The sequence below is a fragment of the Stutzerimonas stutzeri genome (assembly GCF_009789555.1).
Lineage (GTDB): Bacteria > Pseudomonadota > Gammaproteobacteria > Pseudomonadales > Pseudomonadaceae > Stutzerimonas > Stutzerimonas stutzeri_R.
The window spans coordinates 90518-110059 of the sequence record NZ_CP046902.1 but is presented as its reverse complement, the minus strand read 5'-3'; the positions used below and the strand labels follow the sequence as shown (position 1 = coordinate 110059).

The 19542-nt window shown below is 64.3% G+C and carries 16 protein-coding genes; 6 read left to right on the top strand and 10 right to left on the bottom strand.

All coding sequences use genetic code 11. The features are described from left to right. The first annotated feature begins 175 nt into the window (after positions 1–175). Both GQA94_RS00575 and GQA94_RS00570 read left to right on the top strand, forming a co-directional pair. Complete coding sequence (locus GQA94_RS00575) at positions 176–631, top strand: hypothetical protein (RefSeq protein WP_199270083.1); 456 nt, start codon at positions 176–178, stop codon at positions 629–631. Positions 632–699: 68 nt separating this feature from the next. Further along, complete coding sequence (locus GQA94_RS00570; protein ID WP_158186229.1) at positions 700–1473, top strand: YdcF family protein; 774 nt, start codon at positions 700–702, stop codon at positions 1471–1473. A gap of 34 nt (positions 1474–1507) precedes the next feature. Here GQA94_RS00570 and lnt read toward each other — a convergent pair whose 3' ends face one another. The 10 genes from lnt to GQA94_RS00520 form a co-directional block, all read right to left on the bottom strand. Beyond that, positions 1508–3019, bottom strand: coding sequence for an apolipoprotein N-acyltransferase (gene lnt, locus GQA94_RS00565; protein ID WP_158186228.1), 1512 nt, complete (start codon positions 3017–3019; stop codon positions 1508–1510). 104 nt (positions 3020–3123) lie between these two features. Continuing rightward, entirely contained in the window at positions 3124–3972 is an 849-nt protein-coding gene (locus GQA94_RS00560) for an HlyC/CorC family transporter (RefSeq protein WP_158186227.1), read from the bottom strand. A 38-nt stretch (positions 3973–4010) separates the two neighbouring features. Next, positions 4011–4478, bottom strand: coding sequence for an rRNA maturation RNase YbeY (gene ybeY / locus GQA94_RS00555; protein ID WP_158186226.1), 468 nt, complete (start codon positions 4476–4478; stop codon positions 4011–4013). After that, positions 4471–5478: a PhoH family protein gene (locus GQA94_RS00550; protein WP_158186225.1), complete on the bottom strand. Its 1008-nt coding sequence runs from the start codon at positions 5476–5478 to the stop codon at positions 4471–4473. The genes ybeY and GQA94_RS00550 overlap by 8 nt, the downstream gene beginning before the upstream one ends. Positions 5479–5622: 144 nt before the next feature. Further along, on the bottom strand, positions 5623–6963 hold the full coding sequence (gene miaB / locus GQA94_RS00545; RefSeq protein ID WP_158186224.1) for a tRNA (N6-isopentenyl adenosine(37)-C2)-methylthiotransferase MiaB: 1341 nt from the start codon (positions 6961–6963) through the stop codon (positions 5623–5625). A 182-nt stretch (positions 6964–7145) separates the two neighbouring features. Next, positions 7146–7688, bottom strand: a complete 543-nt coding sequence (locus tag GQA94_RS00540; RefSeq protein WP_158186223.1) for a tetratricopeptide repeat protein — start codon at positions 7686–7688, stop codon at positions 7146–7148. Between the two features lie 119 nt (positions 7689–7807). Next, positions 7808–8446, bottom strand: a complete 639-nt coding sequence (locus GQA94_RS00535) for a hypothetical protein (protein ID WP_158186222.1) — start codon at positions 8444–8446, stop codon at positions 7808–7810. Then, complete coding sequence (gene hemL / locus GQA94_RS00530; RefSeq protein ID WP_158186221.1) at positions 8443–9726, bottom strand: glutamate-1-semialdehyde 2,1-aminomutase; 1284 nt, start codon at positions 9724–9726, stop codon at positions 8443–8445. The genes GQA94_RS00535 and hemL overlap by 4 nt, the downstream gene beginning before the upstream one ends. A gap of 49 nt (positions 9727–9775) precedes the next feature. After that, entirely contained in the window at positions 9776–10414 is a 639-nt protein-coding gene (gene thiE, locus GQA94_RS00525) for a thiamine phosphate synthase (RefSeq protein ID WP_158186220.1), read from the bottom strand. A gap of 14 nt (positions 10415–10428) precedes the next feature. After that, positions 10429–11223 carry a hydroxymethylpyrimidine/phosphomethylpyrimidine kinase gene (locus tag GQA94_RS00520; RefSeq protein ID WP_158186219.1) on the bottom strand — a complete coding sequence of 265 codons (795 nt, stop codon included), beginning with the start codon at positions 11221–11223 and terminating at the stop codon, positions 10429–10431. A gap of 250 nt (positions 11224–11473) precedes the next feature. Here GQA94_RS00520 and GQA94_RS00515 point away from each other — a divergent pair, with 250 nt between their 5' ends. The 4 genes from GQA94_RS00515 (at position 11474) to GQA94_RS00500 (ending at position 19482) form a co-directional block, all read left to right on the top strand. Beyond that, entirely contained in the window at positions 11474–13420 is a 1947-nt protein-coding gene (locus GQA94_RS00515) for a sensor histidine kinase (protein ID WP_158186218.1), read from the top strand. Between the two features lie 252 nt (positions 13421–13672). Next, positions 13673–15322, top strand: a complete 1650-nt coding sequence (locus GQA94_RS00510) for an acyl-CoA dehydrogenase family protein (RefSeq protein ID WP_158186217.1) — start codon at positions 13673–13675, stop codon at positions 15320–15322. A gap of 159 nt (positions 15323–15481) precedes the next feature. Then, complete coding sequence (locus GQA94_RS00505; protein ID WP_158186216.1) at positions 15482–18286, top strand: ATP-binding protein; 2805 nt, start codon at positions 15482–15484, stop codon at positions 18284–18286. Next, a complete protein-coding gene (locus GQA94_RS00500) occupies positions 18283–19482 on the top strand; it encodes an EAL domain-containing response regulator (RefSeq protein WP_158186215.1) in 1200 nt (399 codons plus the stop codon). The genes GQA94_RS00505 and GQA94_RS00500 overlap by 4 nt, the downstream gene beginning before the upstream one ends. Positions 19483–19542: the final 60 nt, after the last annotated feature.

Below are 19542 nucleotides of genomic sequence, written 5' to 3'. Positions count from 1 at the left end.
GGCGGCGCAACGGGCTGAATGCGACAGCATGGAAGCGCCGTAGCATACATGACCCCCGCTGACCGAGGGAAACCTGATTTGCTGGCGCCGCACGGCCCCGTTGGTCGATGTGGGCGTCGTCGTTCGCGTGTGAGCTACGCTTGTACGGGGGGCGGGACGAATGACGAGGTGAATCATGGGTAGAGAGCGCCAAGCGGATGAGGGCAACCTCTATGGACGCGTGCTGCAACGGCTGAGTGTGGCGTTGGAAGAGGCGGAGCGAACCGCCGACAGCGATGCAGGTGCGACGACCGAGCTGGAAGTCGGCGGGCTGACCCCGGCCGAATTCGACCTGATCCGCGCTTATCTGCAGCAGGATTCACAATGGCTGTCCGGGTGGCACGCGGCAGCGGAGGAGCAGGCGCAGCTGGTTCGGCAAGCAACACGCCCGGCGTTGCGCAATGTGCTACGTCATCATCATCCGGCCAAGCGCAGCAAACAGGCCCCGTTGACGCTTCACCAGGCCATGAGCTGTGCGCTCTGTGGCGCCAGCGTGAATTGGCCCGAAGGTGCGGGCCCGGTGGCGTGCTCGGCTTGTGGATCACAGCTGTTGCGTGCCCGTCAGCGTCTGCATACCTACCCCAGGCACTGACGATATTCGCCCCGACAAGCGGAGCACCGACAGGTAGAGTTGCAGCAACCGAGACGTGGGAGCTGCACATGCCGATTCGTTATTTCTTCAAACAACTGCTGCTGCCTCCGGGCGGCCTGTTACTGCTTTTGCTCGCCGCCTGGTGGCTCAGGCGCCGCGCGCCGCGGCTGGCTGCTGTGTGCTTCGTACTGGGATTCGGCGGACTGTGGTTGATGAGCCTGCCGGTGACGGTGGAGTGGGCGGCGCGCGCGCTGGAGCGCGAACCGGCCCTCGATCGGACGCAATGGTCCAGCCTCGGGCAGCAGGCTCAGGCGATCGTGGTGCTTGGCGCCGGACGTGAGCAGGCCGATCCCGGTTGGGGATCGGATCAGCCCAGCCACATCGCCCTCGAACGGCTGCGTTACACCGCGCGGCTGGCCAAGGCCTCGGGCCTGCCTATCCTGGCCAGTGGCGGCCTGCACTACGGCCAGCCGCCGAGCGAGGCCTGGCTGGCCGCCGAGGCGTTGGAGCGCGATTTCGCCACGCCGACGCGCTGGCTCGAAGAGCGCAGCCGCACCACCTGGGAAAATGCGCTGTATAGCGCGCAGCAGCTCAAGGCTGCCGGGATCGAACGGATCGTGTTGGTAACCTCGGCTTCGCACATGCCGAGGTCGCGCTGGTGCTTCGAACGCAATGGGTTGCAGGTGATCGCCGCTCCGATGGGGTTTCGCGGCGTGCCCAATGGGCGCCCCTTTGGCGGCTGGCTGCCCGAGTCCCAGGCCGTCTGGCAAAACGGCCTGCTGCTCAACGAGGCGGTCGGGATGCTCGTCTATCCGCTCATCTACAGCGGCAACGCCGAATAGGAGGCCAGCCGCCGGTGGGCGTGGATTTCACCGCTCAGGCCCGTCGGCGGCGGAGCAGGCCCCAGCCGAGCAGCAGCAGGCAGATCGCGATCAGCGGCCATGATCGCCACTGCAGATACGGCGTCAGTCCCTGCATCGGCGTGACGTCGCCGTAGAGCACCGCCTCCTCGAAGGCAGGAATCCGCCCGGCGATGCGTCCCTGCGGGTCGATCAGCACGGTGACCCCGTTGTTGGTGGCCCGCACCATCCAGCGACCTGCCTCGAGCGCGCGCATCTGCGCCATTTGCAAGTGTTGCAGGGGGCCGATCGAATGGCCGAACCAGGCGTCGTTACTGACCGTGAGCAGGAGGTCGCTCTGCGCCGAGAGGCTGGCGGCAAACTCCGGATACACCACCTCATAGCAGATGAAGGGCGCGATCCGGTAGCCCTTCGCCTGTAACAATGCCTGGTCTGGCGTGCCGCGGGCAAAGTCCGACATCGGCAGGTCGAAGAACGCGATCAGCCCGCGCAGCAGATCCTGCAAGGGTACGTATTCGCCGAAGGGCACCAGTTTCTGTTTCAGGTAGGTGCCCTGCGCATCGCCAGCGGTGGTCAGGCCGTTGTAGTAGCGCAGCTCGCCGTCGGCGTTGGGCTGACGTACCGGCACGCCGGTGATCAGCGCCGACTGCCGTTCCTGGGCGAAGCGGCCCATCATCGTCAGATAACCTTCGGCATGGTCCTTGAGGATCGGCACAGCGGTTTCCGGCCAGACGATGAGGTCGACCGGGCGGCTACCGAAGGTCATGTCGCGGTAGAGCAGCAACTGCATTTCAAGCTTTTTCGGGTCCCACTTGAGGCTTTGGGCGACGTTGCCTTGCATCGCCGCGACCGTAATGGGCTCGCCCTTGGATGTCGTCCAGGCGTGCTGCCCGAGACCCAGCGCGCCGCCCCAGAGCAGGCCCAGCGCGGCCAGTGCGCCGATCAGTGCACTCTTGCTCTTCAGCAGGCGAGGCAGCTCTATCAGCAGGGTCGCGGTCAGTACGAGCACGAAGCTGAGCAGCCATACACCGCCAATCGGCGCGAGGCCGGCCAGTGGCCCGTCGAGCTGGCTATAGCCGGTATACAGCCAGGGAAAGCCGGTCAATACCCAGCCACGCAATGCGTCCAGCGCAAGCCACAGCGCCGCGAACACCAGCGCACTGTGCAGCGGCGCGCCGGACGGCCGGAGCCAGCGCGACCAGAGCCAGCCGAGGAGCGCGAAGAACAACGCCAGGCCCGCAACGAAGCCCAGCGTCAGCGCGCCCGCGAGGATCGGCGGCGCCGCGCCGAAATCATGGATGCTGACGTAGACCCAACTGACGCCGGAAGCGAACAGGCCGAAGCCGTAGCACCAGCCGCGACCGGCCGCCTGCTTCGGCGCCAGCTCGCGCAGGCCCAGATAAATCAGTCCGATCGATACCAGGGCCAAGGGCCAGATATCGAATGGCGCGAGCGACAGGGTGGTCAGGGCTCCGGCGGCAAGTGCCAGCAGGTTGCCCGGCCAGCCGGGGCGGGTGATCCAGCGCATGGAGGTTCCTTGGAGAACCGCCGCGGTACGGATGACGGCGGCGGGTGGGTACAGTGCGAGCCAAGTCTACCGAAGGTTTGGCCGCCGAGGGGGCCGCCAGGTGCCTAGTGGTGTTCCGGTTGCAGGCGGCTCAGGCGCAGCATGTGCACGCGACGGCTATCGGCGTTGAGTACGCGGAAACGGAATCCATCGATCTCGGTGACCTCGTTACGCTTGGGCAGATGGCCGAACATGCTCATGACCAGCCCGGCCACGGTATCGAATTCCTCATCGGGGAACTCGCTGCCGAAGAACTCGTTGAAGCTGTCGATGGGCGTCAGCGCCTTGACCAGGAAATCGCCGCTGGGCAGCGGTCGGATGTAGCTGTCTTCTTCGATATCGTGTTCATCTTCGATATCGCCGACGATCTGCTCCAGCACGTCCTCGATGGTCACCAGGCCGGCGACGCCGCCGTATTCGTCGATGACGATGGCCATGTGGCTGTGGTTCGCACGGAACTCGCGCAGCAGCACGTTGAGGCGCTTTGACTCGGGAACGAACGTGGCCGGGCGCAACAGGTCCTTGATGTCGAAAGGTTGCAGGTCGCCTTGCAGGATCAGCGGCAACAGGTCTTTGGCCAGCAGCACGCCGATCACCTCGTCGAGGCTGTCGCCGACCACCGGATAGCGCGAGTGCGCCGCGGAAATGATCGCCGGAAGGAACTCCTTCGGCGACTGGTCGGCCCTGATGCTCATCACCTGCGAGCGCGGCACCATGATGTCGCGGACCTGCAGGTCCGCTACCTGTATGGCGCCCTCGACGATTGCCAGGGCTTCGTTGTCCAGCAGTTTGTTCTGATGGGCGCCGCGCAGTACTTCCAGCAGCTCCTCACGATTTTTCGGCTCATGGGCAAAAGCCTGGGTGATTTTCCCAAACCAGGACTTTTGCCCGTTGCTCGATCGGTCTTCGCTCATGTCTTTGACTCAATGGTCCTTGCAGTTGCCCGTTCGGGCTATTCGGTGGCGTAGGGGTCGGGGTGACCCAATTCGGCCATCAGTTGACGCTCGAGGCTTTCCATTTCTTCGGCTTCGTCGTCGTCGAGGTGATCATAGCCGAGCAGATGCAGGCAGCCATGAATGACCAGGTGCGCCCAATGCGCGGGCAGCGCCTTGCCTTGCTCGGCCGCTTCGTGTTCGACGACCGGTACGCAGATCACCAGGTCGCCGAGCAGCGGGATATCCAGCAGCGGAACGCCGCCCGGTCCGTCCGGGACATCGGCGGGGAAGGACAGCACGTTGGTGGCGTAATCCTTCTGTCGCCAGGTGCGGTTGAGTTCGCGCCCTTCTTCTTCATCCACCAGGCGAATGGTCAGCTCGGAATCGGCACTGCGCTGGCGCAGCGCCAGCTCGCACCAGTGCCGCAGGTCCGCTTCGTCAGGCACCGTGCCACGGGTGGCACACTGCACATCGAGTTCAATCATCGCGACTGTCCGATGCGCCGCGTCTGCCGGGCAGGGGCTGGCGTTCTTCGAACGCCTCGTAGGCTTCGACGATGCGCTGCACCAGCGGATGGCGAACCACGTCCTTGGGCTTGAAGTGGGTAAAGCTGATGCCGTTGACGTCCTTGAGCACTTCGATCACGTGTGCCAGGCCGCTCTTGGTGCCGCGCGGCAGGTCCACCTGGGTGATATCCCCGGTGATCACGGCCGTGGAGCCGAAGCCGATGCGGGTGAGGAACATTTTCATCTGTTCCAGCGTGGTGTTCTGGCTTTCGTCGAGAATGATGAAGCTGTTGTTCAAGGTGCGGCCGCGCATGTAGGCCAGCGGTGCGATCTCGATGACCTGCTTTTCGATCAGCCGCGCCACGTGTTCGAAGCCGAGCATCTCATAGAGGGCGTCATAGAGTGGTCGCAGGTAGGGGTCGATCTTCTGCGCCAGGTCGCCCGGCAGGAAGCCGAGCTTTTCGCCGGCTTCGACGGCCGGACGTACCAGCAGGATGCGGCGGATCTGCTCGCGCTCCAGCGCATCGACGGCGCAGGCAACGGCCAGATAGGTCTTGCCGGTACCGGCCGGGCCGATGCCGAAGTTGATGTCGTTATCGAGGATCGATTGCACGTAGCGCTGCTGGTTGGCGCCGCGAGGACGAATATTGCCTTTGCGGGTGCGCAGTGAAATGTTCGGCGTGGTGGACGCGTTGTTCAGCTCCTCCATGGCCGATTCCTGAAGGAACAGGTGGACCATGTCCGGCGAGAGTTCGGCGTTCTTGGTCTCGCGGTACAGGCGACGCAGAAGATGCTCTGCGGCTTTGGTCACGTCAGCCGGGCCGATCAGCTCGAACTGGTTTCCGCGATTGCGGATCTCCAGCTCCAGGCGCTGTTCGATCAGGCGCAAATGCTCGTCGAACTGGCCACACAGATTGGCGAAGCGATCGGCTTCAAAGGGTTCCAGGGTGAAACGATGAGGTTCGATGGGGGCGTTCAAGGGCTTTTGATTGACCTGCTCTGCATGAAGATTGGGTGAGAATAGCGCCGCGCAAGAAAAAAAGCAGCGACCTGCCGGCCCAGGCAAGCGCTCGGTGCACCGGCGGTGGGCACTCGTCGAGGGCCTGCCGCCGCGCCGGTCTGTTCAGCTCGCGACCTGTTCGAGCAACGTGCCCCGCAATGAGTGCGGCAACGCATCGTCAATGTACACGTCGACGAACTGGCCGATCAGCCTCGGATTGTCGCAACGGAAGTTGACGATCCGGTTGTGCTCGGTACGGCCCTGAAGCATGCCTGGGTCTTTTTTAGAGTAGTCCGTGACCAGAATGCGCTGCTGCGTACCCACCATCCGTCGGCTGTTTTCGAAACCCTGCTGGTTGATGCGTTGCTGCAGGATCGCCAGGCGCTGCTTCTTGACCTCTTCGGGCGTTTCATCGATCAGGTCCGCTGCCGGGGTGCCGGGCCGCGAGCTGTAGACGAAGGAGTAGGAGAAGTCGAAGCCCACGTCCTCGATCAGTTTCATGGTCTGCTCGAAATCCTTTTCGGTTTCACCGGGGAAGCCGACGATGAAATCCGAGCTGATCAGGATGTCGGGCACCGCTGCCTTCAGCTTGCGGATGCGGGACTTGTATTCGAGCGCCGTATGGTTGCGTTTCATCGCCGCCAGCACGCGATCGGAGCCCGCCTGGACTGGCAGGTGCAGGTACTTCACCAGCTCCGGTACTTCGGCGTGGGCCTGAATCAACGCGTCGGAAAACTCCAGCGGATGGCTGGTGGTGTAGCGAATCCGGTCGATGCCGTCGACCGCTGCCACCACGCGGATCAGTTCGGCCAGGTCCGCGATTCGCCCATCATGGGTCGCGCCACGGTAGCCGTTGACGTTCTGCCCGAGCAAGGTGACCTCGCGAACGCCGTTTTCGGCCAGGTGGATCACTTCGGCCAGCACGTCGTCGAACGGCCGGCTGACTTCTTCGCCACGCGTGTAAGGCACGACGCAAAAGGTGCAGTATTTGCTGCAGCCTTCCATGACCGAGACGAACGCCGTCGGACCGTCCACGCGTGGCTCGGGCAGCCGATCGAACTTCTCGATCTCGGGGAAGGAAATATCGACCTGCGGCTTTTTCGTGGTGCGTGCCGCGTCGATCATTTCCGGCAGGCGATGCAGGGTTTGCGGGCCGAATACCACGTCCACGTAAGGCGCACGGTCACGGATCGCCGCGCCCTCCTGGCTCGCCACGCAGCCGCCGACACCGATTACCAGTTGAGGGTTGTCCAGCTTCAGTTCACGCCAGCGGCCCAACTGTGAAAAAACCTTTTCCTGGGCCTTTTCACGAATCGAGCAGGTGTTGAGCAAGATCACGTCCGCTTCGGCCGGATTGGTGGTGATCTCCAGAGGTTGCTGCTCGCCCAGCAGGTCCACCATGCGCGAGCTGTCGTACTCGTTCATCTGGCAGCCATGGGTTTCGATATAAAGCTTGCGGGTCATGTGACGGGCCGGCGTTGTGCAAAAAATGACCGGCGATTATACGGCCAGGACGTGGACGATAAAAGCGCTGTCGACGGAGCCGGGCCCGATGACGGAGGTGGCCGGGAGCGACGGACAAGGTGGCGTGCAAAGTGGGGCGTGCGGCCCGGCGCAATGGCGGTGCCGCAGGGCGCAGGTCCCCGTCAAGGACGAAACGGTTCGTGACCTTCGGCGGTTTGCAAGTCCATCAGGTAGTCACGAAATATCTGGCCGAGCACCTGGGTGGCGATCTCCAGTTCGTCACGGCGCATCTGTGCGGAAACCCGGTCGGCAGTATCCAGGGCGTCTTCCTCGCCGTTGATCGCCGACATTTTCAACACCACGTACGCCTGGACATTGTTTGCCGGCACGCCTTCGCCGCGGAAGAACATCACGCCAAGGCGGTGCTGGGCCAGGGCGTGCCCCTGCAGCGATGCCTGCTCGAACCAGTGCAGGGCCTTGGCCGGGTCGCGAGGGATGCGGCGACCATCGTAGTGGTATTCACCCAGCTCGTACGCCGCTTGCACGTCGCCTTCACTGGCGGCTTGCTCGCAGGCACGCAATGCCTCGCGCATCTCTTGCGGAGCGGTATTAAGCGCACACCGGGAAGTCGCCGGGATTAGCAGCGAATTGCCTCCCGCCGTAGCCAGCAGGGGCGTTAGAAGCAGCAGGCAGCCAAGGGCGAGGCTGCAACCGGTGCGAGTCATGAATCGAGCGCCTCGAAGAGCAGGGCGGTGACTGAAGGTCCGGCGAAAACGAGCCGACGTTCACATTATGGATAAGCCGCTGCCTGCTTACAAAGGCTTTGATAACGCATCTCCGCCTTTTATGCAGGCGCGGTGGTTCGCTCACGAAGATTACCCGGCAGATTAAGCAGCAGCCAGGCAATGATGGGGCATGCCAGCGCGAGCCAGAGCTGCTGAAAGCCGCCGAGCGGATTAGGCCCGAACGTCAGCCCGCTCCAGGGCACCGCGATCAGCATCAGAACGCCGCCCGCCGCGCCGGCACTGGCCTGCAGCCGTGCTGGCCAGTGCAGCGCGCCCGCATAAACGACCAGCAGCGCGCTGAGCAGACCCAGCGCCAACGCATAAGGCGCGCTCCAGCCGAGCTGGCGAGCCAACTCGAAAAAAGCGCAAAGGCCAATCACGATCCGGCCCCACGTCGGTCGGCTCCAGGTCCACGCGCGACTCAAGGTCAGTGCCACCACGCCGACCAACGGTAGCCCCAGCAGCAGCGTCGCCTGCATCAGCCAGCGTTCGGCTTCGAGCGTGTCGAGGCCGAACGCGAGCCGCCCGGCAGCACAGGCCCCGGTTCCGGCCGCCAGGCTGAAGGCGAGCAGGGCGCAAAACAGCGCGGGCTGGTCCGGTTCGCCGTAACCGCGACGGGCCGTACCGATCCAGACGGCGCTGGAGAGTCCGGCCAGCATCAGCAGTGTGGCTTGCAACAGATCGGGCATCGGGTTCATGTCAGTCGAGCGAAGGCGCGCTCGGCGGCATCGAGCGTCAGTTGAAGCTCCTTGTCGCCGTGGGCGATAGAGGTGAAGCCTGCTTCGAATGCGCTGGGGGCGAGGTACACGCCGCCGTCGAGCATGTGGTGGAAGAACTGCTTGAAGCGCTCGGCATCGCTCGCCATGACATCTTCGAAGGTGACGATGTCATCCGCCTCGCTGAAGTACAGGCCGAACATGCCACCGACCTGGGTGGTGACGAAGGGAATACCGGCTGCCGCGGCGCGTTCCTTCAGGCCCGTCAACATGCGCGTGGTGTAATCGGTGAGTTCGGCGTGGAAGCCGGGGCGGTTGATCAATCGCAGTGTGGTCAGGCCCGCGGCCATCGCCAACGGGTTGCCCGAGAGCGTGCCCGCCTGATAGACCGGCCCCAGGGGCGCGATACGTTCCATGATGGCGCGCTTGCCGCCAAAGCAGCCGACCGGCATGCCGCCGCCGATGATCTTGCCAAAAGTAGTCAGGTCCGGAGTGACGCCGTAGTGCGCCTGCGCGCCGCCGAGTGCGACGCGGAAACCGGTCATCACCTCATCGAAAATCAACACCACGCCGTGCTTGTCGCATTGTTCGCGCAGCCCTTGCAGGTAGCCGGGCGCTGGCGGTACGCAATTCATGTTGCCTGCGACCGGTTCGACGATGATGCAGGCGACTTCGTTGCCGACTTCCGCAAGCATTTGCTCGACGGCGGCCAGATCGTTGAAGGGCAGGGTCAGGGTATGTTTGGCAAACGCCGCCGGCACGCCTGCCGAGCTGGGTACGCCCTGGGTCAAAGCGCCCGAGCCGGCCTTGACCAGCAGGCTGTCGGAATGGCCGTGATAGCACCCTTCGAACTTGATGATGCTGTCGCGGCCGGTGTAGCCACGGGCCAGACGAATGGCGCTCATGGTCGCCTCGGTGCCCGAGCTGACCATGCGCAGCATTTCCATCGACGGGACCAGGCTGCAGACCAGCTCGGCCATTTCGGTTTCCATGGCCGTTGGCGCGCCGTACGAAAGGCCATGCACCAGTTGCCGACGTACCGCTTCAAGCACTTCGGGATGACTGTGGCCGAGAATCATCGGACCCCAGGAACCGACGTAATCGACGTAGCGCTTGTCGTCCTCGTCCGTGACGTAGGCACCTTCGGCGTGCTTGAGAAACAGCGGCGTGCCGCCAACGCTCCGGAAAGCGCGCACCGGGGAGTTGACGCCGCCTGGAATGTGGTTCTGGGCGCTAGCGAAGAGGGTTTCGGAACGGGACATGCGGGGCCTCTCGGAAAACAAGGAATGATGTTGGGGGAGCCGGCGCGGCTCAGTTGCCGGCGAACAGCGCACTGAATGCGCGGGCGCGGCGCTCGACTTCGCTGGCCGAATCCGCGGCGAACAGGGCATGCACTACAGCTACCATGCTGGCCCCGCGCGCGATCAGGTCGGGCGCGTTGTCCAGCGTCACGCCACCGATCACGGTGATCGGCTGACTGAAGCGTTGACGTGCGCGTTCGAGCAGCTCCGGGGTGGCCGCGGGTGCGCCGGGCTTGGTGTTCGAATCGAAAAACCTGCCAAAGGCCACATAGCTGGCGCCTTCGGCGATGGCCTGGTCGGCCAGGTCCAGGCGCGCATGGCAGGTTGCGCCGATGATCGCCTGGCGGCCCAGCAATGCGCGGGCGACTGACAACGAGCCGTCCTCCTGGCCCAGATGCAGGCCGACACCAAGGCGTGCCGCCAGTTCGGCATCGTCATTGATGATCAGGTGCGCATCATGCCGGTGGCAGAGTTCGCGCAATGCGTCGGCCTCGCGCAGACGGCGGGCCTCGTTGTCTGACTTGTCGCGGTACTGCAGCAGGCGCGCGCCGCCTCTGAGGGCCGATTCGGCGTACGGCAGCAGGCGTCCGTCAGCCAGCAAGGTACTGTCGGTAACGGCGTAGAGGCCGCGCAAGTGGTTGTCTTTCATATGCAGCGCTCCAGTCAGGCCAGGTCCAGCGGCAGGCGACGGGGGATGTATTGCCCGCGTCCGGGCGCCTCGGCATCTCTCAGCGTGCGCCAGGTGTAATCGAGGGCGGATTTCACTGCGCTGGCGAGCCCTTCGCCCAGCGCCAGGCGCCCGGCGAGCGCACTGGCCAAGGTGCAGCCGGAACCGTGATAGCTGCCTGGCAGCCGCTGGCAGCTGAAATCGTGGCGGCTGCCATCGCGCGAATAGAGGCGGTTGTGCACTTCGGTCTCGTCGCCGTGCCCGCCGGTGATCAGCAGATGGCGCAGGTAAGGCAGCAGCTTTTGCGCGCATTCATCGGCGCTGCCCTCGGGCAGTCCGGCCAGAATACGCGCCTCGGGCAGGTTCGGCGTGGCGATGGTTGCAACCGGAAACAGCCGCTCGCGCATGGCGTAGCCGACTTCATCCTTGCCCAGCGCGCCGCCGCCGCCGGCGCGCAGCACCGGATCGCAGACCAACGGAACGCCCGGCAGCTTTTGCATGATCTCCAGCACGGTATCTACCATGCTCACCGAGCCGAGCATGCCCAGCTTGACGGCGGCGACCGGGAGATCGGTAATGACGGCATTGGCCTGGGCCAGCACCCACTCGCGATCGAGCACGCGGAAATCGCTGACATCGACGGTATCCTGCACGGTCAGCGCCGTGACGGTCGGGGCGGCGTGGCATCCCTGAGCAATCAGCGCTTCGATGTCCGCTTGCAGGCCGGCGCCGCCACTCGGGTCGTGGCCGGACAGGCAGAGTACGACAGGGCGGGAGCAAGGGCCGGTCATCGATGAGTTCCCCGAATGCGTGGCGAAATGAGTTGGCCGGGGCTAGCACAGCCAGATTTTCTGGCGAGCGAGCTTATCACCAATCGCTCTGGGCGGCTTGCGCGGGCTGTCGCTCGGCGCAACCAACATGCCACCGAGCAGAACCTGCCGTATGGGTTCGTCGAGGCATGCTAAAGTGCCATCAATTTGCGGGCCGCGATTGTTCAGGGAGCTGGATCTTCTGACGTGGCCCGGCAGGTCCGACATCGCCATGCACTACTTTCTCGTCTTCATACTCGGCTTGCTGCTTCCGACACTGGCCGATGCAGTCGAATTCGACCAGGACACTCAGCGTCTGCCGCTCGGGCATGCCATGGCGGTGCTGGAGGACCCGGACCGGGACGCGACGATCGAGGACGTCCTCGCGCTCGATGCGGCCGGACGCTTCGTCGATCACGACGATGACGTGCTCAACGCCGGCTATTCGCGCTCGGCCTTCTGGCTGCGCATCGATCTGCTCTACCGTGCCGACCAGCCGGGCCAGCGCAGCCGCTGGTGGCTCGAACTGGCGTATCCGCCACTGGACCTGCTGGAGCTCTATCTGCCGGATGCGCAGGGTGGCTACTACCTGGCTCAACGCAGTGGCGACGCGCTACCGTTCAGCCAGCGGCAGATCAAGCAACGCAACCACCTGTTCGAACTGCAACTCACGCCCGACCAGCCACAGCGCATCTATCTGAGGCTGGAAAGCCAGGGCTCGATCCAGGCTCCGCTGACGTTGTGGTCGCCGGTGGCCTATCTGCAAGAGCAGTCGGCCCACATATATATACTGGCGGTGATCTACGGCGTGCTGCTGGTGATGCTGGTCTACAACCTGTTCATCTACCTCAGCGTGCGCGATCGCAGCTATTTCTACTACATCCTCTACATCGGTTCGTTCGGTCTGTACCAGGTCTCGGTAAACGGGCTGGGGGTGCAGTATTTCTGGCCCGAGTCACCCTGGTGGGCCAACACCTCGACGCCGTTCCTGATCGGTGCGGCAGGGCTTTTCGGCTGTCAGTTCGCGCGCAGCTTCCTGCATACCTACGAGCACAGCCCCTGGATCGACCGCGCCCTGATCCTGTTGATGGCCCTCGGCGCAGTGACCATGGTGCTGTCGTTCACCTCCAGCTACGCGCTGGCGCTGCGCTTGGCGACATTCCTGGCGCTGGTGTTCATCCTGTTGGTCTTCGTCGCCGGCAGCGTCGCCTGGTATCGCGGAATGCGGGTGGCTCGCTACTTCATGATCGCCTGGACGACCTTCCTGGTCGGCGCGCAGGTCAATACGCTGATGGTGCTCGGCTATCTGCCGCACAACTTCTTCACCATGTATGCCGGGCAGATCGGCTCGGCGGTCGAGGTCGCGCTGTTGTCGCTGGCGCTGGCTGATCGCATCAATGCGATGCGCGAAGAACGCGCCATGATGCTGCAGGAAACCGGCCGCAAGCTGGAAAAAATGAATCGCGAACTCGCCGAGAGCAACCGGCTCAAGGATCAGTTCCTGGCCAACGTCACCCATGAGTTGCGTACGCCGATGCATGGCGTCCTGGGTAGCCTGGAACTCATGCAGACACTGGAGCTGAGCGGCGAGCTGGAGCAGTACCAGCGTATCGCGAACGGGTCGGCGCGCGAGATGATGCGACTGGTCAACGACATTCTCGCCCTGACCGAACTGCATGCCGGCAAGCTGCAGGTGCACAGCAAGCCCTTCGCCCTGCGCGCCGTGGTCGATGAGCTCTACAGGATTCACGGCGCGAACGCGGCTGCGCGCGGGCTGGGCTTCGAGCTGGAAATCGCCAATGACGTGCCCGATACGCTCAAGGGTGATGCGGCGAAGCTGAAGCAGAGCCTCGGCTATCTGCTGGACAACGCCATCAAATTCACCTCGCAGGGCCGCGTGACACTGGCGCTGAGCGGGCATCGGGAGGATCAGTCCCGCTTCGTGCTGCAAGCGGACGTGATCGATGACGGCATTGGCTTCGAAGCGCCTGCGGACGATTCGCTGTACCAGCATTTTCGTCAGCTGGACGGCAGCATGACCCGGCAGTACGGCGGGCTGGGAATCGGCCTGTCGCTGTGCCGACAGCTGATCCAGTTGCAGGGCGGCGATATCTCGTATCACTCCGAACCCGGCCGTGGCAGCCATTTCAAGGTGCGCGTGCCGCTTCAACTGCCCTGAACGGGCCTGGCGTGCGCGCGATCACCTGAGCGGACCGCCGCGTGTGCCGGTCAAGGCGCCGCCGCGCCGTGCAGGATTTGGCCGAAACCCCACTTTTTCATGCCAATCATGCGTGCTTCACTTCTTCTCGCGGGTCGTCGCGAGCGGCGGTTCGCATCGGCCCGGCGATGCCCTGGCGGCGAGCGATGGTTCATTTGCCGCAGGGGACGCCAGCCGGGTCGAGATCGCTTTCGCCTGCCGAGGAGCCCCGCCATGAACCTGCATCAATACGCCGAAACCCATGAGGTGCTGAACCAGGTTCCGCCAATCGATGGCGCGAACCTGTATCGCCTCGACCTGCCGTTGCAGGAATGGGTTCGACGCTACGACGGTGGCTGGGCCGAGTCTCGGCTGGACACCTATGGCGAGCTGGCCGGTGGGCCGTTGATGGCGGCGGGCTTTCTCGCCAACGAAAACAAGCCGGTGTTCAAGAGCCACGATCGCTACGGGAACCGTATCGATCTGGTGGAATTTCATCCGGCCTATCACGAGCTGATGCGAACCGCGATTGCCCACGGCATCCCGTCGCTGCCCTGGACCGACCCGCGCCCGGGCGCCCAGGTCGCCCGCGCCGCACTGATGTATCTGCATAACCAGGCCGAGTCCGGCACCAGTTGCCCGCTGACCATGACCTACGCCAGCGTTCCCGCCTTGCGGCTGCAGCCCGGCGTCAGCGATCACTGGCTGCCGAAGATTCTCAGCCTGGAGTACGACCCGCGAAACCTGTCCATGGAGCACAAGCAGGGTGTGACCATTGGCATGGCGATGACCGAAAAACAGGGGGGCACCGACGTGCGTGCCAACACCACGCGCGCCTATGCGGTGGCCGCGCCCGGTCCGGGGCAAGCGTACGAGCTGGTCGGGCATAAATGGTTCTGCTCGGCGCCCATGTGCGACGCCTTTCTGACGTTGGCGCAGACCGACAAGGGCTTGTCCTGCTTCCTGCTGCCGCGACATCGGCCGGACGGTAGCCGCAACCCGTTCTATATCCAGCGGCTGAAAAACAAGCTGGGCAACTGGTCAAATGCCTCCAGCGAAGTCGAATACCGCGGCGCTTTGGCCTGGATGATCGGCGAGGAAGGGCGCGGCGTACCGACCATCATCGAAATGGTCTCATCCACCCGCTTCGACTGCATGATCGGCTCCAGCTCGCTGATGCGCCAGGCGCTGACCCAGGCCATGCATCATTGCGCCCACCGGCAGGTGAGCGGGCGGGTGCTGGCCGAACAGCCTCTGATGCGCAACGTGCTGGCCGATCTGGCGCTGGAGAGCGAGGCGGCGCTGGCGCTGACCATGCGCATGGGCCGCGCACGGGACAAGCCCACCGACGAGCACGAAGTGAAATTCGCCCGGCTGGTCACCGCCATCGGCAAATACTGGATCTGCAAGCGCGCCCCGGAAATGATTGCCGAGGCGAGTGAGTGTCTGGGCGGAGCCGGGTACGTAGAGGAAACGATCATGCCGCGCCTGTACCGCGAGGCGCCGGTGAACTCGATCTGGGAAGGCTCCGGCAACGTGCAATGCCTCGACGTGCTGCGCGCCTTGTCGAAAGAGCCGGGAGTGATCGAGGTGTTGTTCGCCGAACTCGGCGACGGGCATGGCGATGCCCGTCTGAAGGCCCATATCGGCCGCTTGCAGGCGGCATTCAGCGACACCGGGGATATCCAGTACCGCGCCCGCCAATTGACCGAAGACATCGCCGTCGCGCTACAGGCCAAGCTGTTGCTCGAAGCGGGACACAGCGCTGTCTCGGACGCCTTCATCGCCAGTCGTCTCGAGCGGTGCGGACGGGCCTTCGGGACATTGCCGCGTGGGCTGGACATCGGCGCCGTGCTGGAGCGAAGCGCGCCGCATCGGGTGTGACTGTGGGGGCTCGAGCGGCTGGGCACAGCAAGCCAGCCGGATCGGGTGGGGGCGCTCGGAGAGCATCAAACGGAGGCTGTGGCAAGCCTGAACTGCGAGTTGCTTCACAATAAGAATTGTCTGATAGAAGCGACGCCCACTGGCAGCCAAGCTAGTGGCATGAAACTCAAACAGTTCCTCCGGCCTCTCGACGCTGACTTCTCGACCCCCCGCGCGCTGCGCAAGTTGCTCCGCCTGCTGAGCGGCGCGCTGATGCTGTGCCTGCTGTGCACCCTGGCCTTCGCCCTGAGCATGACCTTCAACCACGAGGTATCGCTCAGTCGCCGCACCATGAACGCGGCCGTGTACGAGGCGCAGCTCTACCTCAGCCAGCGCGAATCGCTACTCGAGCATCTGGCGCGTCGGGTGCTGCCCATCGCCGATAGCACGGCGCTGGCCGACGACACCCAGGCCGCGGAGCGCGGGTTGGCCATGGTGGTGCTGCCGATGGGCGATGACGAACTGGGACTGCTGCTCTCGGCGCGCGATCTCGATGAACTGCGCAGCAAACGCCTCGGCCTGTTTCATGTCGAAGCAGGCATGTACCCGGTTGTCACGCGTCTGATTCAAAGCGGCCCGCCCAGCGCACCGTTGTCGCCGACGGTGCTCGAGGCACTGAGCCAGAAGCCTCCGTTGGAAACGGCCCCGCGGGTGCTCTGGCTGTCCGATGCAGGCGAAGCCGAGCGCCGATTGTTGCTGCTCGAGCGCCTGGGCGGAGGCATGAACAACGGCTGGCTGGGCCTTGAAATTCGTGGCGCAGACCTTGACGCGGTGTTGCGCGTAGCGGGCGCTGGCGATTACCTGCTGCTCGACAGCCGGCATCGGGTAGCCTTCGCCAGCAATTTCGACAAGGCGCCGATGGAGGCCTTGCGGGCCTGGCGCGCTGGCGACAGCTTCGATTTCACGGGCTTCAGCTCGCCCCAGGTGGTGCTGCGAAAGCATCTGGGGGCTTCGAACTGGACGCTCGTCTATGCCATTGGCGTCGGTCAGATGCTGTCGGCGCTGTGGCTGCCGCTGTTGCTCGCTGCGCTCCTGGTGCTGGTGGCCGATGTGCTGTTGCAACGCCTGAACCGGCGCATCGACCAGCGCCTGATCGTTCCCGCGCAACAGCGCCTGGAGACCCTGAAGGAAAGCGAGGCGTTTTCCCGCGCGGTGATCCAGACCGCTCCGGTGGCACTCTGCGTGCTGCGTCGCGCCGACGCCTCGGTGGTGCTCGAAAACCAGCAGGCGCAGCAGTGGCTCGGCGGCAGTGAGGTGTTCGCGAGCGATGGCCCCGCCTGGATCGCCCAGGCGTTCGGGGAAACCGGTGGCGCCGCCAGCACGGAACTGCAAGCCGGCGACGGACGCCACCTTTACCTGTGCTACACGGCGACCCGTTACAAGGGCGAAGACGTGCTGCTCTGCGCATTCAGCGACATCAGCGCGCGCAAACAGACCGAGGCCGAGCTGGCGCGCGCCAAGCAGCTGGCCGACACCGCCAATGAGGCGAAGACGCTGTTCCTGGCCACGATGAGCCATGAGATTCGCACGCCGCTGTACGGCGTGCTGGGTACCCTCGAACTGCTTGGGCGCACCGACCTCGACTTGCAGCAGACCGGCTACCTGCAGGCCATCCACCGATCGTCCTCGACGCTGCTGCAATTGATCAGCGACGTGCTCGATGTATCGAAGATCGAGGCCGGGCAGCTCGACCTGGAACTGGTCGAGTTTTCCCCGGTGGAGCTTACCGAGGACGCGGTGCAGTCCTTCGCCGCCGCGGCCGAGGCCAAGGGCGTGCAAATCTACGCCTACCTCGACCCGGACCTGCCGGCCCGCATGCGCGGCGACGCCGCCTGTATCCGCCAGATACTCAACAACCTGCTGAGCAACGCAGTGAAGTTCACCGACAACGGGCGCATCGTGGTGCGGTTGCGCGCCGGCTTGGCGGACGGCGAGCGTCGAATGCTGGCCTGGCAGGTGAGCGACACGGGCCCGGGCATCGATGCGCAGGATCAGGTTCACCTGTTCGAGCCGTTCTACCAGGTGCATCGCTCCACCCATCAGGTCGGCGGCACCGGGCTCGGGCTGTCCATCTGCCAACGCCTGACGCAACTGATGAGCGGCAGCCTGACGCTGGTCAGCGAGGTCGGCCTGGGTAGCAGTTTCAGCCTGCGGTTGCCCCTCGAATCCGTCCCATCGCCGATCGAGCCTCAGGAACTGGCGGGTTGCACGGTGCAGGTGCTGTCGCCGGTGCATGAGCTGGGGGAGAACCTCTGTGGCTGGATCAACCGCTGGGGCGGTCGTGCCCGACTGGCTACCCCCAGCGTGCTCGCCGAGGCCGACGAACATACCCTGCTGGTCGAACTGCAACTGCCGGATGTCCCTTGCGTGGCGCCGCCTGACTGGCCCGGTTGCCGTGTGATCATGTCGCCGGACGGTTACGCCGAGCCGCGCCTGCAAGGTTGCGATTGGCTGGTCGGCCTGCATGGCCTGGGCGGGCTGCGTCGAGCATTGGCGCGCGCGCAGGGCTGCGTCTACAGCGCCTGCGAGCAGGATGGCCTGGCCCCGCCGCTGCGCGACTTCGGCCTGCGGGTACTGGTGGCCGAGGACAACGCCATCAACCAACTGATTCTCAAGGACCAGCTCGAAGCGCTCGGTTGCGTGGTCGAGCTGGTTTCCGATGGCCAGGAAGCGCTGCAACGCTGGCGACCGGAGAGTTTCGACGTCGTGCTGAGCGACATCAACATGCCACGCATGAACGGTTACCAGCTGGCCACCGAACTACGCCGCCGCGGCTGCCAGCAACCGATCATCGGCGCCACGGCCAAAGCCATGCGCGAGGAACGTGGACGCTGCCTGACGGCGGGCATGAATGAATGCCTGCTCAAGCCCGTGGACCTGGAATCGTTGCAGCGCTGCCTGGCCGACGCCATAGAGGGGACATGACGATGCAGTCCTACCGAGTGCTGGTAGTCGATGACCAGCCGTTCCAGCGCGAATACCTGATGAACCTGTTTCGCGAGCGAGGCGTCGAGCATCTGGCGGGTGCCAGCGACGGTGCCGCAGCGCTGCGCTGCCTTCAACAGGAAGAATTCGATCTGGTGCTCAGCGACCTGATGATGCCCGGCATGGATGGCGTGCAGATGATCCAGCAACTGTCGCGACAGAAGCGCCGCCCGCGGTTGGCGCTGATGAGTTCGGCCTCCCGGCGGATGATGGTCAGTGCCGGCATGGTGGCCCAGAGTCTGGGTATGTCGATGATCGATCTATTGCCCAAGCCGGTCTTGCCCGCATCGATCGGGCGCTTGCTGACGCGCCTGGACAACAGCTTTCGCCAGGTCGTCACGCCAGGTGCCGACCCGCATCGCTATGACCGCGCCGTGCTTCACGAGGCCATTGAAACGGGGCAGATGCAGGCCTGGTTCCAGGCCAAGAAGTCGCTCGCAAGCGGTCGCATCGTGGGTGCCGAGGCGCTGTTGCGCTGGCTGACACCCGCCCATGACGTTCTGCTTCCAGGACGTTTCATGGATGACCTCGAAGACCATGGCCTGCAGGAGCGCCTCCTTTGGCACATGCTCGAGCAGACCATCGAAGCCCAGGCGTCATGGCGCGAAGGGGGCTACGAAGTACCGGTATCGGTGAACCTGCCGACGCAACTGCTGGACAGCCCCGATCTGCCCGACCGCCTTGCCAAATTCGTCGCCGACCACGGCGCCCGGGCTTGCGCCTTGTGCTTCGAGCTGACCGAAAACAGCACCACGAAGAATCTCAGCAGCTATTACGCGGGCGCTTGCCGTTTGCGCATGAAGGGCTTCGGGTTGGCCCAGGATGACTACGGGCAAGGCTACAGCTCGCTGTTCAATCTGGTGTCGACCCCCTTCACCGAGTTGAAAATCGACCGCAGCCTGGTGCATGGCTGTGTTGAGGACGCCAACCTTTCCGCCGCTGTCGCCAGCAGCATCGACATGGGGCGTCAATTGCACGTGGACGTGGTTGCGGAGGGCGTCGAAACCTCGGAAGAGCTGAGCCTGCTGCGTCGAATGGGGTGTGATCGGGCGCAGGGCTTTCTGATCTCCGAAGCGGTGACGCCACAGGCGTTTCTCCAGCAGTTGCGTGAAGACGGGCCCGGCGTAGCCCGCTAGATCGAGGTTTTCCTATCGTAATCGCCGCTGGGCAGCTAGCATTCAACGCGTATTAATCGT